Origin of the sequence: Candidatus Leptofilum sp., from assembly GCF_965223525.1 — a bacterium.
Taxonomy (GTDB): domain Bacteria; phylum Chloroflexota; class Anaerolineae; order Promineifilales; family Promineifilaceae; genus Leptofilum.
Window position 1 is genome coordinate 1,664,191 of record NZ_OZ245005.1, and the last position, 25,541, is coordinate 1,689,731.

Genomic DNA, 25,541 nt, shown 5'->3' on the forward strand with positions numbered 1-25,541 from the left:
TCCTTCTAACAAAAAATTAAGGCATCTTTGCTACACTATATCTCTTTTGTGAAATTAGCAAATTGAAGTGAAACTATGTTTAAAAAACTCGTAAATCGGATCGTAGGCGATCCCAACCAGAAAATTATCGCAAGCCTCAAACCCATCGTGGATGACGTTGCTGCCCTGGAACCACAAATGCAGCAGCTTTCTGATGAAGGGCTGCGGACAAAAACGGCCGAACTCAAAGAGCGCCACGCTGCAGGTGAATCATTAGATGACCTGCTGGTAGAAGCCTTTGCCCTGGTGCGCGAAGCGTCGGTACGCACCACCGGCCTGCGCCACTACGATGTGCAAATTATGGGCGGCGTTTTGCTGCACCGGGGTGAGGTTGTAGAGATGCGTACCGGTGAAGGGAAGACCCTGGTAGGAACCCTGCCCCTCTTCCTGAATGCGCTAACTGGGCGAGGTGTGCATCTGGTGACGGTGAATGAATATCTAGCCCGCCGTGACGGTGGCTGGATGGGTAAAATCTTCCATCTGCTTGGTCTTAACGTGGGCTGCATTGGCCCCCAGAAATTTTCCTCACTGTATGATCCTGACTACGTGAACCCAGGCGCGGAGCTTGAGGATGAGCGTCTTGTTCATTGGCGACCCAGCACCCGCAAGCAAGCCTATTTGGCAGATATTACCTACGGCATCAGCAGCGAATTTGGCTTCGACTACCTGCGCGACAACATGACAACCAGCAAAGATAAGCTGGTTCAGCGCGATCTCGTTTTTGCCATCATTGACGAGGTAGACAATGTGTTGATTGATGAGGCCCGGACACCTCTCATTATCTCTGGCCCAGCCGATCGTTCTGGCACAGAATATAGCCGTTTTGCCGATTATGTACGCCGCCTCAAGAAAAATACGGCCGAAGAAGACGATGAACCAAATGGCCATTACGATCTAGATGAAAAAAGCCGCAGCATTAGCCTGACGGACATGGGTATTGCCGAGGTAGAAAAGCGCATCCCCGAACTTGACACCGAAGCTGGGGACAGCTTGTACGATCCTCGTTTCTTCCACCTTACTTACTACCTGGATAATGCGCTCAAGGCACAATATCTTTACAAGAAAAATGTGCAATATGTGGTGCAAAACGGTGAGGTTGTCATTGTAGATGACTTTACGGGTCGTCTTATGGCAGGTCGTCGTTATTCCGAAGGTTTGCATGAAGCCATTGAAGCCAAAGAAGGGGTGCAAATTAAGCGGGAAACCGTTACCGTGGCCACCATTACCCTGCAAAACTATTTCCGCCTGTTTGAAAAATTAGGCGGCATGACGGGTACAGCCCTCACCGATGCCGAAGAGTTCGACAAAATTTATGAACTCGGCGTGACGCCATTGCCAACCAATGTGCAATACATTGTGGATAACAACCTGCTGGGCTTGCAGGAAAAGAAGGTCAAAGTTGAAAACTCTGAACAAACCCTTTATCTAAACCCAGACAATGGTGAGCCGCGCTACTACAAGCGTCTGGATCATCCAGACCAGATTTTTGGCAATGAAGCGGCCAAAGATAAGGCGATTGTGCGCGAAGTGCAGCGCGTGGTTGAGTCGGGGCGGCCTGTGCTGGTGGGGACAACCTCTGTTGAGCACTCTGAAACAATTGATCGTCTGTTAACTCAGGCAAAAATTCCACACTCAGTGCTTAATGCCAAGATTCATCAGTCTGAGGCGTTGGTGGTGGCGCAGGCAGGGCGCAGGGGTGCCGTGACCATTTCTACCAATATGGCAGGACGTGGCACCGATATTTTGCTAGGCGGCAACCCGGAAGGCTTGGCGGCCGAATTGCTAGAACGGGAGATGTTCAAACGGCCGTTGCTCACTCAACTCATCTTCAAATACCTGGAAGAAGGGGAAGACGCCGCCAGCGAATACGCCAACCGAAACAATAAACTAGATAGCGATCTCATTAATTGGATCAGCTCTGAAAAAGAAAAAATGGATGATGCTCTGACCGAAATTGAGGATATGCAGGTGATGGGCTACCTCGTGCGTGAGCTGGGCGAGGCGTACAAACTGGATTACGAAGAAATTCGGCAAGCCATGCGCCTGATTACGGGTGGCCAACTGGGCGAAGCGCGTGAATATTTAGAACAGCTAAGCAAAGATGTGGCTCTCGTTGAGGAAGCCATTCGCTTGCGTAATCTCTACACTGGCTACCAGCGTGTGCAAGGCGACAATAGCATGTTAGCACAATTCTTGGCAGAGATATTGTTTGAGCAACATTATATTGCCCGTGCCGCCCTAGTGCGGGCGGTTCTCAACGAGGAATATGCTGAAGCTGAAAAAGTCGTTGATACAGTTCCCGGTATTGCCAGCGATTGGATTAAAAAGATTGCCGATTTGCGCCAGGAAACAGAATCTGAACGTGAAGAAGTGTGGCGCTTGGGCGGTTTGCATGTTGTTGGCTCAGAGCGACATGAGTCTCGGCGAATTGACAATCAGCTACGTGGTCGTGCTGCCCGCCAGGGCGACCCCGGTTCATCTCGCTTCTTCCTCTCGCTAGAAGATGATCTCATGCGGCGATTCGGCGGTGAGCGGCTAAAGAGTTGGATGTCCAAAGGGCTCATGTCCAATATTCCAGAGGATATGCCATTAGAATTTGGGGTGCTGGATCGTATGATCGAAAGTGCTCAGGAGCGGGTGGAAGGGTACAATTTTGACATTCGCAAAAACATCGTGGAATACGACGACGTGATGAACCGGCAGCGCATGGCCACCTACAAAGAACGACGCGCCATTTTGATGGGTGAGGGCGTTGATTATGATGATCGCATTGATGATGCGTTTGCCAATGCCATTGCCCAATTGGTGGATAATTACGTAGATAATTACATTCCCTTTTTGCGTGGTGAAATTGAGCGTGTGGTAGCGGAGTTCACAACTGAGGCGACGGATACCATCAACATTAATGCTGTGGTTGCCAGGCTACGTGGCTATCTGCCAGAAATTGTCAAGCTGGACAAAGCAGAGTTGAGCCAGCTTTCTGGCGACAAGCTCATTGACCGCTTGATGGTAATGGTGCATGAAAATGAAGCCAACGGGGCTAACATCTACCAGCTTTTGCGGGCGATGGGTCGCTTTTTACCCTTGCTGCCGCCTATTCCAAACTTGGCGAGCCTGGCATCACGCAAGTCTGGGCAGGTTCCGGCAAAAGAAAACAGCCGGCGCGAATATGTGGCTCGTGTACAAGATTTTTACAATGCGTTTGTGACTGATCATATTGATTTACCGGATGAAGATCGAGAAGGTATTTGGCAAGATGCTGAAAATGATTTGAATGAGGCCTTTGCTCATTTTTCACTGGATGGGCTCTCTTTGAAAACGGCCGAATACCGGCAAACACGTTTTGCTGCCCAAGCCAATGCCGCCTTGCGGGAAATGCTGCTGGATACACTCTCTGTTTTAACGGGTGAGCAGTTAGAAATTGCCCTGAAAGCGTATGTGAGCAAGCAGCAAGAAAAGTGGCGGCAGCAAATTGGAGATGAAGAGTACCGTAACTTCCAGCGGTTGCTACTGCTAAACTCCATAGACCGTGAATGGCGGGACTATTTGACGGCAGCCGACGATTTGCGGCGTGAGATTGGTTTGGAAGCTGTGGGTCAGCGTGACCCGAAGGTGCAGTACAAAATTCGCTCGGCGCAAATGTTCCAGGATATGCGGAACAATATTGAGCAGAACATTGTGGACAGGTTTTTCTTTCAGGTAGAAAAGCACCGCGCCTTTATTCAAAAGCAGGAAGCAGAAATTGCTTACCAGACGCAGGCGCGGGATGCTGGGTATCAGGTGGTGAAGCGTGAGAAGGGCCAGGGCGTGGAACTGCGCCGCGACATGCCAAAAGTGGGTCGCAACGATCCTTGCCCCTGTGGCAGCGGCAAGAAATATAAACATTGTCATCTTAAAAAAGAGCTAGCTTCGCAAAAATCAGGTACAGCAGGCAAGGCAAACGGCCGTCCTGCTGGTAGTCGGTCTGGCAAAAAGCGTCGCCGCCGTCGCAAATAGTCGTTAGACGATCGTACAGAGATGTATGAAATACTTTTGAGGGTTATGTGTAAATCATAAAAAGAAATTTGATGAAAACTAACCTGCAAAATAGCGATTTGCTTCGATGACTTTTTACGTCTCTTTCACTATGGATATTTGACGACTGTTCTAAAACATGGTTTCATGTTCTGGAAAGTAATTTTGCCTAAATAATCCGAACATCAGACTGATTGGCCTATGCCCCACAGCAATAACCAGCTTCAAGCCCTGAATGCTTTGCACCAACAATTACAAACGGCACCTTCTTGGGAAGCTGTTCGGTCAACAGTTCTAGCCTTTGCTGCTAAACAACTTGCTGCCGAATCTGTGCTGATTGTCCCTGAGGCAGAAGCTGAGGTTAACTTCTGGTCTGTGGGGCAAACAGGGTTTGCGCTTCAGATATTTCCACCCCCTGAAAATAGTGATTTAGCGGCATTAACGGCCGCTTTAATCGCCACTACCCCCTTCATTGCCCAACAAGCATCTTTGTCATCTACCCAACAACGTCTGTTGAGCTTACTAAGCCGCGCAATTAGTGAACAACAGCAATTTAGCATGGTAACGGGTGCCATTGATGACGCTTTTGTAGAAGCTTTTCCTGACTGCCGCGCCCGACTCGTTTTGTGCGACTCCGATAATCATTTGGCGCTTCACTCTATGTTTGGCGCAAAGGATGGCTGGCTGCCGGTTGCTGAGGACAACTATTTATCTGTCGTAACCGAGGCCACCCTGGTTGCGAATGGTTCTCAACTGCTGCTGCCGGTTGAGACAGATAGCGGCCAGGTAAAGGCTATTTTGCAAGTGATGGGCTCTAGTAAAGAGGCTCTGACAGCGGAAACGGCCGTTCTTTCCCTTATTGCTGGGTATCTTGGGGTGGCGTTGAGTCAGCAACAACTCATTCAGCAGGCGTGGCAGCGTGCCAACCAGCTAGAAACCATTTATCGCGTCACAGAATCTGTGCGTGTTCTTAAACCGTTGCAGCAAACCTTGCAGGAGATTCACGATCAGCTGCTGCACATTTTTTCACCCCCCACTTGCTACATCGCCTTAGCGGATGCTAGCGAAGAAATCATTGAATTTCCCTGTGTTTTGGAAAACCATCAGCGGATCACACGCCAGCCAATCCCCTTAAGCGATAAAGACAGCCTGGTGGCCTGGGTGATTGGCAACAATGTTCCGTTTGCTACCGACAACTGGCCGTTTGATGAAAAGCCAGTGCCCGGCATTAGCGGCGAGGGCATACCCCACTCCATTATTTGTGTACCCATGCGCCTGCACGGCGAAGTACTGGGTGCTATCTCTATCCAAAGCGACAAGCCAGATGCGTTTGATGCCTCCGATTTTCAGACCTTAACGGCCGTTGCCGCCCACATTACCGTCATTATAAAAAATGCCCGCTTGTACACACAAACCAGCGAACTGGTTGAACGGGGCGCACATGATTACCAAACGGCCGTTGCCCTGCGGCAAGCCATCGCTGTCATTAGTACTTCGCTCCAGGCAGATTCAGTTTTTAACCATTTGTTGCTGGCATTGGGGAATGTGGTTTCTTACCACAATGCTTTTGCCTTTTTACTGGCAGATGGGGAACTCAAGCTGGTCTCCAGCCGCGATTTTTATGATAGAACCTTACCGATTCAACCAGAAGATGCCGAAACAGTTTGGCGAGATCATCCCCTGGTGCAGACTATTCTTAAAACAGAAGAACTGATTCGCATTGATGACGTACGGGCCGATGCGCGGTGGCAACCCGTGCCACATTTGGAAAATACACGTTCCTGGATGGGTGTGCCGCTGGCAGCGGGTGGCGTACTTCTGGGCGTGCTCATTTTTGATAGCCAAATTGCCAGTGCCTTTGACCAGCGAGTAGAATGGTTGGCCATAACTCTGGCCAATCACGCTTCCGTTGCCATCCAAAATGCGATGTTGTTTCAACAAACTGAGCAACAACTGGCTGAATTGAGTACGCTTTACCAAGCTAGTGCCACTATGACGGCAAACCTGGATCAGGATTTTGTGCTGCAAACGGTTGTGTCTGAAATGGTGCGCGCCTTGCAGGTAGATAGCTGCACCATTTTTGTTTGGGATCAAGAATTTCAGAAGCTGTATCCGGCGGCCCATAAAAACCAAACGTACATTAAGCATCTTGGCCAAGACGATGCGGATGGGCTGATTGGCTTAGGCAGCATCAAAAATTTAGCCTCTTACAAGGTTGTCCAACGTGTGTTTGACACCCATGAAATTGAGCAATTAGTAAGCGACCCAAAGCAGGATGAGGATGCAGTTGAGCTTTTACAAGCTGCTGGTTTGCAGGCTGTGATTCTGGTTCCTTTGGTTCATCGTAACAAAGTATTGGGGCTACTAGCCCTGGGGGATGTGACTGTGAAGCGAAACTATTCCCACGGACAACTTCGATTGGCACAAAATTTAGCTGGGCAAGGGGCCGTTGCTATTGAACACGCGCACCTTTTTGGGCAAGCGCAGCGGCGCATTGAAGAGCTTTCTACTTTTCATGACATCGTGCTGCGACTCAATGAGCCGCTGAAGCTGAATGCGGTGTTGGACACCATTACTGAATCTGCTTTGAAGCTAATTCCAGCGACCAATCTGCATATTTTCCTGTACGATTCTGAGACAGAGACTTTTTCAAAAGGGTCGGCACTGTGGCGCGACGGCCGTCGCACGGCGGCTGTACCCAAAGTGCGCCCAGCCGGAGAAGGTCTCACCTCAACAGTTGTGCAAGAAGGGCGACCCATTGTAATCAACGACGCGCCCAATCACCCGTTTTTCCAAAGTGAATCAGCGAGTGCCTGGGGCATTTGTGCGATTGCTGGCTTTCCGCTGAAGCATGGTGAGAAGGTAATTGGTGCTTTTACAGCAACGTACTTGAATCCACATACCTTTAGCGAAGATGAATTGTTGTTGCTGAACTTGCTGGCCGAACAAGCGGCCGTTGCTATTCGCAACGCTAGCTCCTTTGCAGATTCTCAGCGTCGGTTACGAGATATGTCTGCATTGGTGGATATGGCAAAGCAAGTTACGGGGGACCTTAAATTGCGGTCTGTGCTGCAAACGACGGTGCAAATTTTGCAAGGCTTGCTAAACGCCCGTGCCAGCACCATCACCATGCTGACGGATGATGGCGAAGGGTTGATTGTAAAAGCGGCCGTTGGCATCAATCCAGAATTTATGAACGCCAGAATGGAGCTTAAGGGCAGCATTTCTGGGGTGGTTGTGCAAAATGCAGAGCTTGTTTACATTCGAGATTCTTACTCAGACCCAGATTTTCTCTTCTTCGACGAGGTGGTGCGGAGCTTGCTGGTGGTGCCGTTGATTGTGCGTGATGAGCCAGTTGGCACACTTACCATTGATAGTGATCGCCCCCACGCTTTTAAGGAATCTGATATTCAGCTAATGACCATTGCTGCGGCTCAGGTGAGTGTGGCCATTGCCAATGCCCGTCTTTTTGAAGAGCTAGAAGATCGTGCCGCTGAGTTAGCTATTGCCTATGAAGAGCTAAAGGAAAGTGACCGCTTAAAAGATGAGTTGGTGCAGAATGTGTCACATGAGCTGCGAACCCCACTTACCTTTGTAAAGGGATACGTAGATTTATTGATGGATGGGGACAAGGGTTTGTTGACCCCAGAGCAGCAAGAATATTTGCAAATTGTGTCAGATAAAACAGATGACATCACGCGCATTATCGAGGATATTATTACGCTTCAGCGTATTGATTCGGGTAATTTACAGCTTGAGGTGATGCCTATGGCCGAACTGTTGCAAACGGCCGTTGTCAATCATCGCCTCGTCGCAGACAAAAGAGGATTGGGCATCGCCTGCACCGTTCCAGAAGACAAACAAGGGTTGGTGCAAATTGATAAAGGGCGTATGAACCAGGTGCTGGATAATTTAATTGGCAATGCGTTTAAATTTAGCCCAGATGGCGGCACTATTCACCTGACGATGACCGAGCAAGAAGGGAACGTGTTGGTATCTGTGATTGATGAAGGCATTGGGATGCCTGCGGAAAAACACCAACGCATCTTTGAACGCTTTTATCAAATTGATGGGTCGTCCCGCCGTCGGTTTGGGGGAACCGGCATTGGTTTGGCAATTGTAAAACGAATTATTGACGCACATCAGGGTGAAATTTGGGTGGAAAGTGAGATTAATAAGGGAAGCGCCTTCTTTTTTACCTTGCCAACTGTAAAACAGGATATTGCAAAACAGGTACCAAGCCTGTCATAATAACCCAACCTCTAATATTTACAAATCGAGTTAACGTGTCGAGATGCCAGATAGGCTTTAAGTAACCGTTCGGTGCTTCTACATAAACACGTTATAATCAAAAATTGCAACCGTAAAACAACACGTTTTGGCAAAAAGTGAGCAAATTGTGGCTGATTTAAAGACGCTGCCTAAAATTGATCTACACCGACACTTGGAAGGTTCTCTACGATTGGAAACGTTGTTAGAGATTGCCCGCCAACATAAACTTGATGTCCCGACAACCGATTTGGAAGCGTTACGGCCGTTGGTACAAGTTACCAATGATCCCGCCACCCATGAAGCATTTTTAGGTAAATTTGAAGTGCTGCGCCACTTTTATCGTTCACCAGAACTGATTCGTCGCCTCGTTTATGAAGCTGTGGCCGATGCCGCTGAAGACAATGTGAAATATTTAGAATTGCGCTTTAGTCCGCAGGCGCTCACCCGCGTGCGGGGTTTTTCTATGGCAGATGCTGCAGACTGGGTGATCGCGTCTGTAAATAAAGCAGAGGTAGATTTTGATATTCAGGTGGGGCTGATTGTGACGCTAGTGCGCCACGACCCAGTTCACCAGGCGCGGCAAGTGGCAGAGATTGCCTTTGAGCGTTTTGGCAAAGGGATTGTGGGATTGGATTTGGCAGGCGATGAGGTGAAGTTTCCGTCACGGCCGTTTACGCCGCTATTCAAAGAAGCAAAGCAAGTTGGGTTAGGCATTACCGTTCATGCAGGTGAGTGGGCTAGTGCCTACGGCGTGCGTGAAGCCGTGCTGGATTTGTTTGCTGACCGTATTGGTCACGGTGTCCGCACCCTGGAAAACTCCGAAATTTTGCGGTTGGTGCGTGACCGCAAAACTGCCTTTGAAGTGTGCCTTACCAGCAACTTACAAACAGGCGTTGTTCACCAGATGGATCATCATCCGCTGGTGGATATGTTGGATGTTGGCCTGCACGCCACGATCAACACCGATGACCCCAGCATCAGCAACTGCACGCTAACCGATGAGTATGAAATTGCGCTTAACAAGCTAAAAATTGAGTATCCGACATTGCGGCAAACGGTGCTGACTGCGGCCAATGCTGCCTTTTTACCCCCCGATGAGCGGCAAAAACTGGTGCAAAAGTTTGAGTCATTGCTACCAACCGCCGAAACGGCAAACGGCCGTTCCCCCATCAACGCTTCCTAAAAAAAATCAGGTAGCTTCCCACTCCTTCAGCGCCCGTTTTATCATGATTTGAATGCGCGGATCATCAATCTCGCGCGGCCGTTCGTAACGTCGGCCATCCACTTCAATAATCAAGCCGCCGCTACTATCTTGCACCAAGTGAATGCTGCGCTGAGCGAGTTCTGGCTCTGTTTGCAAATGGTGCTGCAATATTTCATCTACTTGCTCAACCAAACTTAGCATTTTGTTGGCGCTGGCTTCTGTGGTGGCTGGGCGCCGCCGTAAATTGGCAAACACAGATGGCGGTTGGGGCGGCCGTGCCGAAGATTTTAGGGCATCTCGCTCCTCTTCCATCCTGTCGAGGAACCGCTGCGCGTCTTCATTTTCTGGGGAATTGGGCACGGCCGTTTGTGTTTGCGGTGATGCCAATGGGGGAGCAACGCCGGCATCCACCAAATTTTGATACCCACCAGCAAACGTTATCAACTCCCCGATAGCTGCCTGCATTAACTGGCGCACATTTGCTTCTGAAACGTCTGAAATGTTTTCGTACTTATTTTCATTAAAACTCACAACCAGCTTGCCCATGGGCGGCATACGTAACACGCGCATAATTTCAATTTCGTTTTGCATAAAATCCTCTCAAAAGCGAATGACTATTTTTGACAGTTTGAGCAGAAATGGGTGCTGCGGCCACCTAATACAGTGCGTTCAATGGGACGGCCGCATTCATAACAAGGCTCTCCCGTGCGCCGAAAAACGGCCACAGCGTTTTGCATATCCCCTTTGCTGCCATCTGGCTTTACGTATAGCTCAATACTGGCCCCTTCTCGCTCAATGCCCATCTTGAGCACCTTTTGAATAGCATTGTGCAGCGCAACAATTTCATTTTTGCTTAAAGAGTCGGCACGGCGCGTGGGATGCAGCTTTGCGTAAAAAAGGGACTCATCGGCGTAAATATTGCCCACACCCGCAATGAATTGTTGATCCAACAGTAATGGTTTGAGAATGCGGGTACGGCCGTTCAAACGTTCAGTTAAAAGTTGTGGGGTAAATGTTGGTTCCAGTGGCTCTGGCCCTAGCTTGCCCAAAATCTCAGCCTGGTCTTGCACCAAGTAGACGCGACCAAATTTGCGAATGTCCCGAAAGCGCAATTCCCGCCCGTTGTCTAGCTCAAAAACGGTGTGAACGTGCTTGTCGGCAGGTTGGCTGGCATCTACAACGGCCAAATGGCCAGACATTTTTAGGTGGGCGATCAGCGTTTCGCCATTTGTTAGGCTGAAAACCAGGTATTTGGCGCGGCGGTTAATAGCCTGCACCGTACAGCCTTGAATTCGCGCCCGAAGCGCGTCTAGCCCTGGCGTGCCGACGTGGCGCGGCCAATCGTTGCGTACCCTGGTGATGGTACGGCCGATCAACGGTTGGCGTAACGCTTGGACGACGGTTTCAACTTCTGGTAATTCTGGCATATCATTTTTTCGTTGAATTTGTCGTCCATTATACCCTGAAAAGCGGTGTGTGAAGCTACAAAAGTCGTATCAAAAATCGCTTGGAGTTTTGTCAAGGGCTTTAGTCCCCGGCTCGGTTTATGCTTACTCTTTTTGGTCGTGGAGCGGTACGTACCCTTCGCGGAGGGCGTAGAGGGCGGCCTGGGTGCGGGTAGCCAGGTGCAGCTTGGAGAGGATATTGGAGACGTGCGAATAAACGGTGGTTACGCCGATGACGAGCATTTCGGCGATTTCCTGGTTACTTAGGCCGCGAGCGAGAAGTTTGAGCACGTCCATTTCGCGTTCGGTGAGTGGATCGGTGGTGGCGGGAGACGGCCGTTTCTGCGGCTGTGCCACTTCTGCTAGCAACTTTTGGGCAATGGTGGGGTGCAAGGATGCTTCGCCCCGGTGTACCTGCCGGATCGCTTGCAGAAGTTCGTTTGGGCCTGTGTCCTTAATGAGGTAGCCCAACGCGCCTGCTTTGATGGCGGGGAACACCTTGTCATCGGTGGCAAAGCTGGTGAGCACCAGAATCTTCATCTGCGGCTGCTGCGCTTTAATTTGGCGGGTTGCTTCGATGCCCTCCATGGTAGGCATCACTAAATCCATGAGCACCACGTCTGGATTTAGGTTGGCAGCGGCCGTAATCGCCTCTTCCCCGTTGGTTGCTTCTCCCACAATCACCATGTCTGGCTCGGTGTCTAGCAGGTCACGAATGCCGCGTCGAACAATGTGGTGATCGTCGGCGATGAGAATGCGGATAGGTTGTGTGTGGCTCATAGCGGAACCTCCACCTGGATGTTAGTGCCTTGGCCGGGGGCGCTGTCAATGGTGAGACGGCCGTTTAACTGTGCCACGCGTTCAGCCATCCCCTGTAACCCCACGCTGCCGGGAGAAACGGCCATTGGCTCAAACCCTATCCCGTCATCTTTAATTTGTAAGCAAATACGGCCGTTAATTTGCTGCAAAGTTACTTGCAGCGCGTTGGCCTGCGCATGTTTGGCAACGTTGTTCAGCGCTTCTTGCGCGATTCGGTAGAGGTCCGTCTCTAATTTCTCTGGCAAACGCCCCGCATCCCCCAATGTTACCTGCATCGTTAGCCCACTGCGGGCTTCAACACTGTCTAACCGGGCTTGCAATGCGGCCGTTAAGCCGCTGTTTTCCAGAATGGGTGGACGCAGCTCAAAAATGAGCAGCCGGGTATCTTGCAGCGTTTGCTTGGCATCTTCCTGGATGGTTGCCAGATACGATTGCACGACCTCGGTTTGTCCGGTGGTCAGTTTGCGGCTGGCGGCTTCTGCTTGCAGCGTCAGCCCATACAGCGTTTGAGCTACCGAATCGTGCAAATCCCGCGCCAGACGAGTGCGCTCATTGGCAATGGCCAGCTCTTCTGCCTGGTTGGCGTAGGTTTGCAGCTGCTGGTGGGCCGATTGGAGGTCGGTTAGAAGCTGCTCGCTGCGCTGACGTGCGTCATTGGCTCGCAGCACCAGCCGCACAAATGCGGCCACAAAAATGAGCCCAGCCACGTAAAGCAAAATGAATGAGAAGGCAACCGGAATCCCAAACTGGATAATTTGAGCCACGACTGTGGTCACAATCAAAATTGCTGTCCAAATGAAACTTTGTCGCTGTGGGAGCAAAAACGATGCCTGCCCACATAAAACAAAGTAGAGCATGGCAAAAAAATCTAGCTCAAAGAAAAAGAGGGAGCCGACAAAAACCAGCATCATTTGGCTAGCCAGATAAATGTGTGCCCATACGGTGGATCGATTCGTGAGCAGCGGTTCCAACCCAATTGCCACCCCAAAAATGAGCAAAATGAGGGAAATAGCCCAGGTGAGCGGGTGCTGATGTTCAATAAATTCGGTAATCCAGCGCAGGCTGACAGCTCCCCACAAGCAGTAGCTGATGAGCAAAAATGTTCCGGCTCCGGGCCGCGTAAACCAGCGTTGTTTCATCATCTGACCATTATAAAGGATGGGAAACGGCCGTACATCCTAAAAATTGTGGAGATCAACCCCATAAAAACCTGGAAGGCGGGTTCAATGGCTTTGCGGATGTGCAAAAGGCACCAATCTGTCACACTGCTGGCAACATGGTAAATCACATAAGAAATCTGATGCAAATTGAACCGTGAAACTGTGATTTACCTAAGCAAAAACCAAGAAGATCATTTATTTAGAAATGTCGCAAAGTTGGTTTTTGCAATATTCAAAACTTTTTGCAAAGGAGAAAGCAAATGAACAAAACAATTGGTGCTATTTTGGCTGTGATCTTTTTACTAATTCTTGTGGTTCCCGTGTTGGCCGCACAGTTGCGTCCGACCGAATCTCGTGATTGGGAAGGCGTCTCGCTGGATGAGGTAACTTACGAAGAGGTACAGTTTTTTAACGAAACAGAACAAATTCGTTTGGCAGGCATGTTGTTTGTGCCTGAAGGCAGTGGCCCGTTTCCCGCTGTGGTTTTTGCACACGGTTCCGCTCCTAGCTTCCGTGGTAATCGAATTATTTTGACCGAAGCCAAACATTTGCTGGACAATGGGATCGTTGTGCTGGTGCCAGACAAGCGTGGGGCAGGTGGCTCCGAAGGGGATTGGGAAACCGCCAGCTTTGAGGCACTCGGTACAGACGCTGTTGCCGCAGTAGATTATTTGTTGGCCCGAGATGATTTATCGATTTCCCGCGTGGGCATCATTGGCGCCAGCCAGGGTGGGCATATTTCTCCCCTGATCGCCAGCCAATCTGACGAGATCGATTTCATCGTCAATTTATCCGGTGCGTCTGTGCCGATACAAGAAACGCTTCTTTATGAAGAAAAGCAAAATTTGCGCCAAATTGGTTTTCTGCCAGTCGTGGCTGACCTGCTTGCTTATCCCTCTGCCTGGTCTATCCGTGAAGTGCGGCAGAAGACGTTCTGGGATGCCATTGGTGATTTTGATCCGCTGCCTTACTGGCAAGAACTTGATGTGCCTGCGCTCGTGCTGTTTGGTTTGGAGGACACCAATGTACCGGCACTGGAAAGTGAAGCCCGTTTACAAGCGTTGAACAACGAAAACATCACGGTCAAGGTGTATGAAGGGTCCGGTCATAACCTGGAAACGCCGCTAGGACAGGGCAATCTGGTGGTGCGCCAAGAGGTATTGGACGATATTCTAAACTTTATTATGTCAAACTAGCTTGTGCTCGGATGCTCTTTGCGGGGAATAAAAGCCAATAAACGCTGATGACGCGGATTTTTCTCATCATCAGCGTTTTTTGCCGTTGCATTGAGCGATGTTGCTATTCCGTGGGAACGACCTCGCGCGGTGGCGTAGGAATAATTGCTTGATTGGGAGGCGTACCGTCGGCTGGGGTGGCTGGGAGGCGGAGGCCGTAGGGTGCCCAGGTTGGGTGGCTGGCGGGAGCGTCATCGGCAGTAATTTGAGTGGCAATCGTTGTTTCCAAGTTCATAATGAACAAATCATCATCAAAAATGAAGGCGATCTCTTGCCCGCTAGGACTCCAGGCCATAAATTGACGGTCGCGGGGGAAAGCGCTGTTTTCACCTAGGGGTGGGTAAATTTGGCGGGCGTTGCTGCCGTCCTGGTCCATGAGCCAGAGAGTGTAGTTGCTGCGGAGGCTGTCTACCGGATCGGCGGTGCGTAAAAAGGCGATGTGGCTCAGGTTGGGGTTGGTGACCCAATGTAGATGCCCCCACATGCCGGTTTGGGTGATGAGTTGCTGGTTGAGGCTGGAGAAGATGTCGAACACCCAGCTATTGAAGGCCATAGCGCGATCATCTTCGCCGCCGTGATTGGTGATGGCCACAAAACGGCCGTCTGGCGACCAGGTGAGAGTGGGAACCCAAACCCAATCGGCCAGGGTGTTGTAGGCGGTGAACTCTTGCAACTGCCGCCGCTTGAACGCATTTTCCTCGGCGAAGGTGTCTATCACCCCTACCTCATTGGCGTAAGCGTAAGCCAGCATACGGCCGTCTGGCGACCAGGCGTAGTTGCCACCCCACCAGCCATTGAGCGCAGGATAGGTGTCTATAAACTGCGCTGGCTCGAACAAAAAGTCGGCGTCGTCAGACCAGTTAGCTAGCCAGAGGTCATTGTTGGCTTCCCAGCCCGGTGGCTGGTCTACGGGGTTGGCGGTAGTGTAGGCAATTTGGTATGGATTGAGGCGGTTGGGGTTCCAATCCGCCCACAGCACGTTTTCGATGCCCAATTCTTGCGGCTGTGCGCCGCGCTCGGTGCTGATGATCCACAGGCTGTTGCTAAAGCCACTGCTTTCGGTGATGGTGCGGGTGTAGAGCAGTTGGGTGCCGTCTGGCGACAGGCTGAAGACGCGCCCGTCGAGACCATCCCCGGTGTTGAGCGTTTCGGGTACGGCCGTACTGCCCCGCATGAGAACGGCCGTGCCGCCGCTGAGAATGGCTAAATTGCCACTAAAATCCACGTTCCCTCGGTTTGCGCCAATGCCAATCATCACCAGCTCATCTTGCGGCTCTGCCAACGTGATTTCGTTGGTGCGGATGCGGCTCACCTCCTGCCCATCCCGGTACACAATGCGGATGGTGATCTCTTTGCTGCCGTTTTGCCCTGCCTGCACAATTTGGGGCGGATCGTCGGCGCTCATACTGTCGGTGCGAACAAATTTGCGCTCGAAGGGTATGATCTCTTCGGTGATTTCTACCGTCTCGCTGACGCGCACGACGCGGATGCTCATGTCTGGCGTGAGCGGGGTAAAGAGTGGCGGAGTGACTTCATCTTGCTCGCCCAGCTCCACGCCCGCTTCGGCCAGCAGTTCACGCACGGTGGCGCGGCCGGTGGTGAGGTTGAAGGTTTGGCCGTCTACTTGGAGCGTAAGGGGAACGGCCGTTGCTCCCTCCTGGCTCACATTTGGCTGAGCACAGCCCACCAGTAACCACAAAAAAAGACAGAGAATCAACCAACCGGCTTTCTGCCAGTAGTGATCATCTGCCTTTTGGGTTGCGTTTTTGGCAATCACTTTTCAGTAATTGGTAATCGGTAATCAGTAATCGGTAATCAGTTTTTTACTGATTACTGACCCACTGTTCACTGATTACTGGCTTTAAGCTTTTTCCCAAAGCTCGCGCAGTTCAGGCGCGAGGGAATCGGCGACTGCTTGCTGAACGTTGTCGCCGACTAACTGTTTGATGCCGTGAAAAACGGCCAGGATGGGCGTGCGGGCAAATCGGGGATCGCTGTTGCCGCTGCGCCGGGACACTTGGTTTTGGAATTCGTGGCTGCTTAAGTTTTTGTTTCGGAAGTGAAGCAGCCAAAAGACGCGCTTCACGTCATTGCCTAACTCTTGGGGCAGAGCGTTGGCCAGCTTCTTTTTGGTACGGCCGTCTAAATTGAAGCCGAGCGTCTTGAGAACGGCTGTGCTCCAGCGGTGGGCATGGGCTGGCGTTCGCAGACTCCCTTTTTGTTGGACGGTTTGGTAATAATTGTTTAGATCAGTCATAGCTAAAATTATCCATCTGAATGGTGAAATTGGCGAACAAATCGCCTGATTGATTTTTACCTTGCCTATTTAGGGGCGTCAAGCCTATTTTTGTGATTTACTTAACCAGTTGTTAAAATTTTCTGATGAATTTGCAACCATTGGTCATCCAGCAGTATGATCAATATTTTGCATTGCGGCTAGAAAGTTTGTGGCAATGCTTAAATATGTACACTTGGCTACTTCTAGGTAACATTTTGGCTCAACTGTGAAATGTGTACGAATCGGCAAGTATGTGACAGTCACTTCTGAAGTGACTGTCACATTGATGCACACTTTTTGCCCATGAGCCAACATTTTAGATAGTTAGCACCCATGCAAGGGGAAAATCATGAATAAATTACCCGTCACCGTTATTAGCGAAAACAGCCCGCAGCGCGCGCTGCGTGTACAGCCAGAAACCGGGCTGGATGCGGTTTTGGAGCAGCTTTTAACCGAGGAGGCGCCAAAGTCGGTGTTTTTGCTTAATGAGCAGGGCGGTTTGGCGGGCATTGTCAATCTGAAGGAGTTGCTGATCTGGGGCTGGCTGCATTTGGGTTTGCTAAAAACCCCTTTTGCCTTGTCAGAACGGAAGCTGCGGCGGCTGGCGCGGGGGCAAACGGCCGTTGATCTGCTCATTCCTAACAGCCAACAGATGACTATTTCGCAGCAAGCGACAGTAGCCGAGGCGATGGACACGCTGCTGGTTTCTAATTTGGATGTGGTGGCCGTCGTGGATGAAAACGGCCGTGTCGTCAACGATCTGCATCTGGAAGATTTACTTGCGTACGCTATGCGCCAATCCACGGAAAGCGCTAATGGTTAACCCCACGGTGGCCAGTGGATTGATCCTGGCGCTGCTTTCAGGCTTTATACTCTCGATTTTTGTACCTTTGCTCAACAGGCTGTTGCGCCAGATGACAGGCTGGGCGTTGGCGCTGCTGCCTTTGGGTCTGTTTGCCTACTTCCTCACTCTGGTGGATGAGGTGGCTAGCGGCCAGCTTTTGGTGGCACAGCTCAACTGGGTACCCAGTCTAGACGTGAACCTGACGTTTGTGGTGGATGGTTGGAGCCTCTGTTTGGCACTGGTGGTCAGCGGCATGGGGGCATTGGTGATTATTTACGCCAGCAGCTACTTGAAAGACCATCCAGAACTCGGCCGTTTTTACACCTTCATCCTCATCTTTATGGCCTCAATGCTGGTGCTGGTGCTGGCCGACAACATCTTTCTCATGTACATTGCCTGGGAGCTGACGTCACTTTCCTCGTTTTTCCTCATTGGCTTTTACCACGAAAAAGAAAGCTCGCAGCAGGCGGCGTTGCAGGCGTTGCTGGTAACGGGTCTGGGTGGGTTGCTCATGTTGGCGGGGTTGCTCTGGGCAACGGCCGTTGCTGGCAGCAGCTCGTTCCAACAAATTCAGACGAATCGTGAACTCATTTTGCAAAGCGCCAGCTTTGTGCCAATTTTGCTGCTGATTTTGCTGGGCGCGTTTACCAAATCGGCTCAGTTCCCCTTCCACTTTTGGCTGCCCAATGCCATGGCTGGCCCCGCGCCAGTGAGCACTTATCTGCACTCGGCCACGATGGTGAAGGCGGGTGTTTATCTGCTGGGCCGCTTGCAGCCCACACTGGGCAGCAGCGGCGAATGGTTTTACATTGTGACCATCGTGGGTGCGGTAACGGCACTGCTGGGGGCGTGGCTTTCCTGGCAGAAGACGGATTTGAAGGAGATTTTGGCGTATTCGACGGTGAGCGCATTGGGAACGCTGGTGCTGCTATTGGGATTGGGTACAAAGCTGGCGCTGGAAACGGCCGTTCTCTTCTTGCTTGTTCATGCGCTTTATAAGGGTGGGCTGTTCATGGCGGCGGGCATCATTGACCATGAAACCGGCACGCGAGACGTGCGCCAGCTAGGTGGCCTGCGGCGCAAAATGCCCTGGACGTTTGCAGGTGTGCTGCTGGCGGCGGGTTCGATGGCTGGCTTGCCACCATTTTTGGGCTTCATTGGCAAAGAACTGATGTATGAGACGACGCTGGAACTGCCGCTTTATTCGCTGTTGCTGACGGCCGTGCTGCTGCTGACCAATATTTTGATGGTTACAGCGGCGTTGATTTTGCTGGTACGGCCGTTTTTCGGTCAACTCAAAGAAGCCCAGCCCCACCACAAAACGCCCCTAAATATGTGGCTGGGGCCAATGATTCTGGGCGTACTGGCTTTGCTGCTTGGTTTGTTTGCCAGCAGCGAGCCAGTCAGTGACTGGTTGATTTCCCCTGCGACATCGGCGTTGGTGGGCAGCGAGAAGCATCTGCATTTGGCATTGTGGCACGGGCTGACGCCCATGCTGGGGCTGAGTTTGCTCACCTGGCTGGGTGGTGTGGGCATGTTTCTACTGGTGGAGCGGCTACGGCCAGGGAGCGTACGTTTGGATACGGCCGTGGGCCAAATCGGGCCAGAAAAGTGGTACGGTTGGCTGCTCGACGGCACGATGGGAACGGCCGCCTGGTTCACCCAGAAGTTCCAAAATGGCAAGCTGCGTTACTACCTGCTGTACGTCATGGTCACTACCCTGGTTTTTGTGGGCAGTACGCTTATTTTTCGCACCAATATTGCCTGGGAATCCCTGAATCTGACGCCGCTGCGCCTGCCAGAACTGATTTTGGCGGTGGTGCTGTTGGCGGCGGTGGCCTTGGTGGTGCGGGTGGAGTCTCGGCTGACGGCCGTGGCTGGCCTCGGCGTTATTGGCTACAGCATCGCCGTTTTCTACATCTTGTTTAGTGCGCCAGATTTGGCGATGACCCAGTTTTCAATTGAAACATTGACTGTCATTTTGTTTGTGCTGGTGCTTTACCGCCTGCCCCGTTTTGAGCTATTTAGCTCCCGCCGCACTCGCCTGCGAGATGGGCTGATGGCGGGCTTTGTGGGTATTCTTATGGCGGGGTTAACGCTGATGACGCAACTGGTTCACGTACAGGGCGCCTCAGAGCTTACAGACTTTTTTATTCGCAGTGCAGAACCATTGGCCAAGGGACACAATATCGTCAATGTTATTTTGGTGGATTTTCGCGGCCTAGACACGATGGTGGAGATTACCGTGCTTTCTGTCGCGGCGATTGGGGTGTATGGCTTGCTAAAGTCACGCGCTTTGTATCTAGAACGTAATGGCAAAACGGCCGTTACCCAGCTAAACCAATCCGCAGAACAGGAACCCACACACGAGGAGGCTGCCTAAATGCGCTCACTGATTTTAACGACGGCAACGCGCTACCTGCTGCCGCTCATGTTGCTCTTTTCCGTGTTCATCCTGTTTCGTGGGCATGATGATCCGGGTGGCGGCTTTATTGGCGGGCTAGTAGCCTCGGCTGCCTTTGCCCTGTACGGTTTTGCCTACGGAATGCCAGAGGCGCGGCGAGTGCTGCTGTTTGATCCGCTTAAGCTGATTGGGGTGGGGTTGCTAACGGCCGTTGCCAGCGGGCTTATTTCACCCATTGTGGAGGGACGGCCGTTTATGGCCTCCATTTGGGGCAAGCAAGAATATGCTGCCCTTGGCAAGCTGGGCACGCCACTCATGTTCGATATTGGTGTTTACATAACCGTTATTGGCGTAACCTTGCTCATTATTTTGACGTTGGCTGAAGAGGATGGAGAGCAGGACGAAGGGATTAACTGATGGAAATTGTAATGGCACTTATCGTGGGCACCCTCTATGCGGCTGGCGTTTACATGATCCGGCGGCGCAGCCTGGTCAAATTGATTATTGGTCTGGCTCTGATTGGTCATGCCTCCAACATGCTTATTTTTTCAATGGGGGATTTGGTGCGTGGCAATGCCCCCTTACTGCACGAAGGCGTAGACATTACTACGCTGGCCGATCCGCTGCCGCAGGCACTCATCCTGACGGCGATTGTGATTGGCTTTGGGGCGCAGGCATTTGCCATTGTGCTGATCCGGCGCGTGTACCAACGCATTGGCACAGATGACATGGACAAAATAACCTCAACGGATCGCATTAACCCATGATACCGATTAAATTTTTACTGCTGCTACCAATCCTGGTGCCTTTTTTCACAGGGATTTTGGCTGTGCTAAGTTGGCATCAGCGCCAGGTGCAGCGGGCATTGAGCGTTGCTGGGTCGCTGCTGCTGTTGCTAGTGGCTGGTTTGCTGTTTGGCCAGGTGAAGCAGCTAGGCCCCCAGGCGGTGCAAATTGGCAATTGGCAAGCACCCTTTGGCATTACGCTCTATGCTGATCTGTTTACGGCCATCATGCTAACGCTGGCGGCACTGATGGGGCTGGTGGTGGGGCTTTATTCGTTGGCCAACATTGATGATATTCGGCAACGGCTGGGATTTTATCCACTTTACCAAATGCTGTTGATGGGTGTGTGTGGCTCCTTTTTGGCCGGAGATGTATTCAATCTGTACGTTTGGTTTGAGGTGATGCTCATTGCCTCGTTTGTGCTGCTGGCCTTGGGCAGCGAGCGGCGGCAGTTGGAAGGGGCCATCAAGTATGTAACGCTGAATTTGATGGCTTCGGCTATTTTTCTGGCGGCCGTGGGCATTTTGTACGGCGTGGCGGGTTCGCTGAACATGGCAGATTTGGCACTGCGGCTCCGCACGGCGCCGCCCGGTGTGGTGACCACTTTGGCGATGATGTTTTTGGTGGCGTTTGGTATTAAGGCGGCGTTGTTCCCTTTGTTTAGCTGGCTGCCCGCTGCCTACCATACCCCGCCAACGGCCGTTTCTGCCATTTTTGCGGGGTTGCTTACCAAAGTAGGGGTGTATGCCATCATTCGCGTCTTTACGCTGCTGTTTGTGCATGATCTGGCGTTTACCAACTTTATTTTGCTTATTCTAGCTGGCCTGACGATGGTGACAGGCGTGTTGGGGGCAGCGTCCCAAAACCATTATCGGCGCATCCTGTCTTTCCACATCTCTAGCCAGATTGGGTATATGGTGATGGGCTTGGCGTTGTTTACGCCGCTGGCATTGGCGGGGGCGATTTTTTACATCATTCACCACATTATCGTGAAAACCAACCTCTTTTTAATTAGCGGAATTACCAATTGGGTGAGCGGCTCTTATGAATTGAAGAAGCTAGGCGGGCTTTATGTGCGGCTGCCGCTGCTGGCTGGGCTGTTTTTACTGTCTGCGCTATCGCTAGCGGGCATTCCGCCGCTATCTGGCTTTTGGGCCAAATTTACGCTCATTAAGGCAGGCTTGGAGGTGGAGTCTTACGCGATTGTGTTCACGGCGTTGGCAGTGAGTTTGCTCACGCTGTATTCGATGATCAAGATTTGGACGCAGGCGTATTGGAAGCAGCAACCAGAAGAGGAAAAACGGCCGTTCCCCACAAACCAGTCCGGCTGGGTACTTCGCTTTGCCCCAGTGGTTTTGCTGGCTGCTTGCACTGTCACCATTGGGCTGGGTGCTGAATATTTCCTGGAAATCGCCACCACAGCTGCCGAACAGTTGCTGAATCCGGCACTGTATGTGCAAACGGTGCTGGGTCAAGCGGTAGGAGGGTTGCCTTAATGCTTTTGCTCAATTTGCTGCTGGCTATTATTTGGGTGTCGTTGACGGGACAGTATGAGGCAAGCAACTTTGCCATGGGCTTTATTTTGGCGTTTTTGGTGTTGCGCCTGACCCAACATTCAGCAGCGGCCGTTCGCTACGTGTTTCGGGTGCGTTTGGTCATCTTTTTTGTTGGCTACTTTTTGCGGGAGTTGGTGTTTTCTAGCCTGCGGGTGGTAGCCTTGGTACTTTCCTTCCGCCCCGCCATGCAGCCGGCCATCGTTGCCATTCCCCTGGATGTGAAATCAGACGCGGCCATAACTTTGCTGGGTAATCTCATCACGCTCACGCCCGGCACATTGACGCTAGATGTTTCCAGCGACCATAGCACGATGTATGTTCATGCCATTGATGTACGAGACGTCGAGGCGTTCCGGGCTGGCATTAAGAACGGGTTTGAGCGACGCATTTTGGAGCTTTCGATATGAATGAGTGGCTTGGGTACTTTGGTTTAACGTTCCTCATGGTGACGGTGGCGCTGGCATTTTGGCGAATGCGCCAGGGGCCGAGCTTGCCAGACCGAGTGGTGGCGTTGGATTTGTTGACGACGGTGGGGATTGCGGTTACGGCCGTATACGCCATGATTATGAACGAGCCGCTGATTATGGACGTGGCTACCGTGTTGGCACTCATCTCTTTTCTGGGGACGATTGCTTTTGCCTACTACGTGGATTTAAGGGAGTAATGAGATGGGTGAAATTGTTGGCACAATTTTAATGTTGCTGGGCGTTCTTTTGATTTTGGTGGCGGGCGTTGGCTTAGTGCGTCTGCCAGATTTGTACTTGCGGATGTCTGCTGCTACGAAAGGGGCCACCCTTGGCCTGGCCCTTATTTTATTAGGGGCCGTTACCTTTTTTGGTGAATTAGGCGTTGCTAGCCGAACCATCGCCACCATTGTGTTTGTCTTTTTAACCGCACCGGTTTCGGCTCATATGATTGGCCGGGCGGCGTACACCAATGGCGTACCGCTGTGGGAAGGCACTAAGCTGGATGAGTTAGAAGGTCGTTACGACGAACCCGCCCGCATGTTGCACGGCACTAATGCCAGCAAGGAAAGCTGATTTTTATAAATTGAGGTAGGGGCAGGTCCCCGTGCCTGCCCAAGTTTGAGTGAGGTCCCCGTGCCTGCCCCTACCATTACCCATCATTTATCATTTATTCAAGCATTGAGTAAGTCGTGTGCAACGGCCAGCCCAGAGAGGGCTGCGCCTTCTACCCTGGGGCCGTTAAACGCATCTCCGGCAAAGGCCAATGGCGGCAGCCCCGCGGCCAGCAAGGTGCGTTCTGGGTGTAGCGTGGTGGGCAGGGCGTACCGCCATTTGTGAATGTGATATTCCTGGATAGTGCTGTTTTTGCTAAGAAACGGCCGTAACGCCCGCATAAAAATCCCCACCAACTCTCCCTTCGGTGCTTCATACCACAGTTGGCTCACTGTTGGATTGGCATGTGCCGTCAAGATTTGGGCTTCGGGCGAGATGCCCTTGCGCTGATTATCCGCCAGCCAGCTAAGGGTGGCCTCTGGTCGCTGCAAGCCACCCGGCTCTGGCAGCGATACGTCCCCCTCCACCCAAAACATGCCAGAAAGGCAAGGCGCGTAGCTGATTTTTTCCAAAACGGCGCGATCTGCTGCGGCTAGCGGCACATTGCCTGCATCCAGCAGAGCCAGCGACTGCGGCACGGGTGGCGTGAGGAGGAGGGCGTGGGCTTTGTAGGAACGGCCGTCTGCCACTGTCACTTCCCACCCATCCCCGACGACTTGAATTTGGGTGAGCCTGGTTTGGTTGTGTACGGTGAGATTGGCGGCAAGATGTTTGGCAACGGCCGTCATTCCTCCTGTAATGGCATAGCGCGGGTATCCATCTCCCTGATTGGTAGCCACTGCCGAACCATCTGCCCAGCCGCGCGACCATTCAAAAACCAACCCCGCTTGCTGCCACTCATCCACAAATTGCCGAAACTGCGGTTCGCGCACGGTGAAAAATTGTGCCCCATAATCGCCGCGCCCTGGCCCTAGCCGCCACGTCGCCAAGCGGCCACCAACGCCCTGCGCCTTTTCCACGACAACCACCGATTTTCCCGCATTTTGCTGCACATTCGCCGCCATCAGGCCAGCCAATCCTGCACCAACTACTAATACATCGAGCAGCTTGTTTTTCATAGGTTTCCCCAATAGTAATGCACTCTCGTCAGAGGTTCTTCAGCCAATTTGAACCTCAACATAAAATCTAATTATTCGTTCGGGACATATCAATTTCCACAATTATAACCATTTGGGGTAAAAGGTAGTCCAGCATTATACTGCTGCGTAAAATGAGCAACATCATCACGCAACCAGGCTAGAGCTTCAGGTGAACTATCAGGCCAATTTGACTCATCTGCAAATTCCATGAACTTTTCCCATCCAATATCACGTTGCCCCATCTTGTCATACATCAATAGAATACTAACCATTGCACCAATTTGTATATCAGGTTCAAAAGGATAGCCTGAATCCAGCCACCCCTCCCAAATACTAATTGCATTCGAAAAATCCAATGTTCCATTGGCCGTCCAATCAGCAAATTTCTCACCATCCCAACCAAAAATCCAAAACGAAAACGGTGAGTGGGGATATAGGCAATCATGACTTGCCCATTGTAAATCAACTACCATTTGATCAGGATATCGGGGATCAAATAACCAATAATTCACTGGGCCGGGTAAATTAGACGTCAAATCAATAACGGTATCATCTGCAATCACTTCAAAAATATGCACTTCTCCGCCCGTATAATTATTAGCCCACAGAAATGTTACAGGAATATCTGGCTTTCCATTCTCATTAAAATCGCCCCATTCGTATGGAAGACAAAATAACGGGGCATTTATTTCTGCAACCTGACCTGATAAATCTGAAATATTGATGTCTGCAATTAACAGCGTTTCTTCATCAGTTGTTTTAAAAAACATTAAATGACAACTATCGCTTGAGAAGAAACCATCTTGACTTGCTAATTCATACTGAATGTAAAGATATGTATTTCCATCGGGAAATGTGATGCTTCGTTCAAAAGGGTGGTTTGACGCTGCAAGATTCGGGCCACCAAATTGCATATTTCCAAATTGACCTTGGTTACTAAAGAATGTATGACTTTCTACTGGGGATTCAAACCTTAAGAGTGGCGCTTGTTGATATCCTTGTTCAACAAGCGCATCAATGATTTCGTTATTAAACGCAAAAGGTGTAGCCGTAGGTGTTGCGGTTGGAACTGGCGTTTTTGTTGGTGTAGGCGTGTGCGAAGGCGTAATTGTTGGAGAAGGTGTGGAAGTCAGCGTAGGTTCAGGCGTGTCAGAAGGGATGGGAGTGTTTGAAGGTGCTGGTGTTTGAGAGGGTCTTGTTGTGGGTGTGCTGGTTTGTATGGGTTCCACATCGCTAGCAATTTCCTCGTGTGTAATCTGACATGCGGTAAACATGAAAGCGAGTAAAAAAATCATGCAAATCGTTTTTTTCATAACAGACTCCCCGTA

At 51.2% G+C, this 25,541-nt stretch carries 20 protein-coding genes; 12 read left to right on the plus strand and 8 right to left on the minus strand.

Features of this window, described 5'->3' with window-relative positions; all coding sequences use genetic code 11:
- Positions 1-75 precede the first annotated feature (75 nt).
- From secA to add, 3 genes are all read left to right on the plus strand, one after another.
- On the plus strand, positions 76-4,035 hold the full coding sequence (gene secA, locus ACOQPM_RS24180) for a preprotein translocase subunit SecA (RefSeq protein ID WP_420630958.1): 3,960 nt from the start codon (positions 76-78) through the stop codon (positions 4,033-4,035).
- A 219-nt stretch (positions 4,036-4,254) separates the two neighbouring features.
- Positions 4,255-8,304 (plus strand): GAF domain-containing protein, encoded by a 4,050-nt coding sequence (locus ACOQPM_RS24185; protein ID WP_420630959.1) that lies wholly within the window; start codon positions 4,255-4,257, stop codon positions 8,302-8,304.
- A 148-nt stretch (positions 8,305-8,452) separates the two neighbouring features.
- The gene (gene add, locus ACOQPM_RS24190; protein ID WP_420630960.1) at positions 8,453-9,508 is read left to right on the plus strand and encodes an adenosine deaminase; all 1,056 of its coding nucleotides are present in this window, start codon (positions 8,453-8,455) and stop codon (positions 9,506-9,508) included.
- Between the two features lie 6 nt (positions 9,509-9,514).
- Here add and ACOQPM_RS24195 read toward each other — a convergent pair whose 3' ends face one another.
- From ACOQPM_RS24195 to ACOQPM_RS24210, 4 genes are all read right to left on the minus strand, one after another.
- A complete protein-coding gene (locus tag ACOQPM_RS24195; protein WP_420630961.1) occupies positions 9,515-10,120 on the minus strand; it encodes a hypothetical protein in 606 nt (201 codons plus the stop codon).
- A gap of 23 nt (positions 10,121-10,143) precedes the next feature.
- The gene (gene mutM / locus ACOQPM_RS24200) at positions 10,144-10,956 is read right to left on the minus strand and encodes a bifunctional DNA-formamidopyrimidine glycosylase/DNA-(apurinic or apyrimidinic site) lyase (protein WP_420630962.1); all 813 of its coding nucleotides are present in this window, start codon (positions 10,954-10,956) and stop codon (positions 10,144-10,146) included.
- A gap of 123 nt (positions 10,957-11,079) precedes the next feature.
- Positions 11,080-11,754: a response regulator gene (locus ACOQPM_RS24205; RefSeq protein ID WP_420630963.1), complete on the minus strand. Its 675-nt coding sequence runs from the start codon at positions 11,752-11,754 to the stop codon at positions 11,080-11,082.
- Complete coding sequence (locus ACOQPM_RS24210; protein ID WP_420630964.1) at positions 11,751-12,935, minus strand: sensor histidine kinase; 1,185 nt, start codon at positions 12,933-12,935, stop codon at positions 11,751-11,753. The genes ACOQPM_RS24205 and ACOQPM_RS24210 overlap by 4 nt, the downstream gene beginning before the upstream one ends.
- A gap of 278 nt (positions 12,936-13,213) precedes the next feature.
- Here ACOQPM_RS24210 and ACOQPM_RS24215 point away from each other — a divergent pair, with 278 nt between their 5' ends.
- A complete protein-coding gene (locus ACOQPM_RS24215) occupies positions 13,214-14,149 on the plus strand; it encodes an alpha/beta hydrolase family protein (protein WP_420630965.1) in 936 nt (311 codons plus the stop codon).
- Positions 14,150-14,252: 103 nt separating this feature from the next.
- On the opposite strand, the gene ACOQPM_RS24220 is transcribed toward ACOQPM_RS24215, so the two are convergent.
- On the minus strand, positions 14,253-15,854 hold the full coding sequence (locus ACOQPM_RS24220) for a G5 domain-containing protein (protein WP_420630966.1): 1,602 nt from the start codon (positions 15,852-15,854) through the stop codon (positions 14,253-14,255).
- A 195-nt stretch (positions 15,855-16,049) separates the two neighbouring features.
- Positions 16,050-16,445 (minus strand): DUF2267 domain-containing protein, encoded by a 396-nt coding sequence (locus tag ACOQPM_RS24225; RefSeq protein ID WP_420630967.1) that lies wholly within the window; start codon positions 16,443-16,445, stop codon positions 16,050-16,052.
- Positions 16,446-16,815: 370 nt separating this feature from the next.
- On the opposite strand from ACOQPM_RS24225, the gene ACOQPM_RS24230 reads away from it, so the two are divergent.
- From ACOQPM_RS24230 to mnhG, 8 genes are read left to right on the plus strand one after another with little or no spacing between them, the layout of a single operon-like run.
- On the plus strand, positions 16,816-17,289 hold the full coding sequence (locus ACOQPM_RS24230; RefSeq protein WP_420630968.1) for a CBS domain-containing protein: 474 nt from the start codon (positions 16,816-16,818) through the stop codon (positions 17,287-17,289).
- Positions 17,282-19,693 (plus strand): putative monovalent cation/H+ antiporter subunit A, encoded by a 2,412-nt coding sequence (locus ACOQPM_RS24235; RefSeq protein WP_420630969.1) that lies wholly within the window; start codon positions 17,282-17,284, stop codon positions 19,691-19,693. The genes ACOQPM_RS24230 and ACOQPM_RS24235 overlap by 8 nt, the downstream gene beginning before the upstream one ends.
- A complete protein-coding gene (locus tag ACOQPM_RS24240) occupies positions 19,694-20,131 on the plus strand; it encodes a Na+/H+ antiporter subunit B (RefSeq protein WP_420630970.1) in 438 nt (145 codons plus the stop codon). It begins immediately after the preceding gene.
- Positions 20,131-20,481 carry a Na+/H+ antiporter subunit C gene (locus ACOQPM_RS24245; RefSeq protein WP_420630971.1) on the plus strand — a complete coding sequence of 117 codons (351 nt, stop codon included), beginning with the start codon at positions 20,131-20,133 and terminating at the stop codon, positions 20,479-20,481. Before ACOQPM_RS24240 ends, ACOQPM_RS24245 begins: the two co-directional genes overlap by 1 nt.
- Positions 20,478-21,995, plus strand: a complete 1,518-nt coding sequence (locus ACOQPM_RS24250; protein WP_420630972.1) for a Na+/H+ antiporter subunit D — start codon at positions 20,478-20,480, stop codon at positions 21,993-21,995. The genes ACOQPM_RS24245 and ACOQPM_RS24250 overlap by 4 nt, the downstream gene beginning before the upstream one ends.
- Positions 21,995-22,462 (plus strand): Na+/H+ antiporter subunit E, encoded by a 468-nt coding sequence (locus ACOQPM_RS24255; protein ID WP_420630973.1) that lies wholly within the window; start codon positions 21,995-21,997, stop codon positions 22,460-22,462. The genes ACOQPM_RS24250 and ACOQPM_RS24255 overlap by 1 nt, the downstream gene beginning before the upstream one ends.
- A complete protein-coding gene (locus tag ACOQPM_RS24260) occupies positions 22,459-22,719 on the plus strand; it encodes a cation:proton antiporter (protein ID WP_420630974.1) in 261 nt (86 codons plus the stop codon). The genes ACOQPM_RS24255 and ACOQPM_RS24260 overlap by 4 nt, the downstream gene beginning before the upstream one ends.
- 4 nt (positions 22,720-22,723) lie before the next feature.
- A complete protein-coding gene (mnhG, locus tag ACOQPM_RS24265) occupies positions 22,724-23,095 on the plus strand; it encodes a monovalent cation/H(+) antiporter subunit G (RefSeq protein WP_420630975.1) in 372 nt (123 codons plus the stop codon).
- Positions 23,096-23,193: 98 nt separating this feature from the next.
- On the opposite strand, the gene ACOQPM_RS24270 is transcribed toward mnhG, so the two are convergent.
- Both ACOQPM_RS24270 and ACOQPM_RS24275 read right to left on the minus strand, forming a co-directional pair.
- The gene (locus tag ACOQPM_RS24270; RefSeq protein ID WP_420630976.1) at positions 23,194-24,192 is read right to left on the minus strand and encodes an NAD(P)/FAD-dependent oxidoreductase; all 999 of its coding nucleotides are present in this window, start codon (positions 24,190-24,192) and stop codon (positions 23,194-23,196) included.
- Positions 24,193-24,281: 89 nt separating this feature from the next.
- Positions 24,282-25,526, minus strand: coding sequence for a hypothetical protein (locus ACOQPM_RS24275; protein WP_420630977.1), 1,245 nt, complete (start codon positions 25,524-25,526; stop codon positions 24,282-24,284).
- Positions 25,527-25,541: the final 15 nt, after the last annotated feature.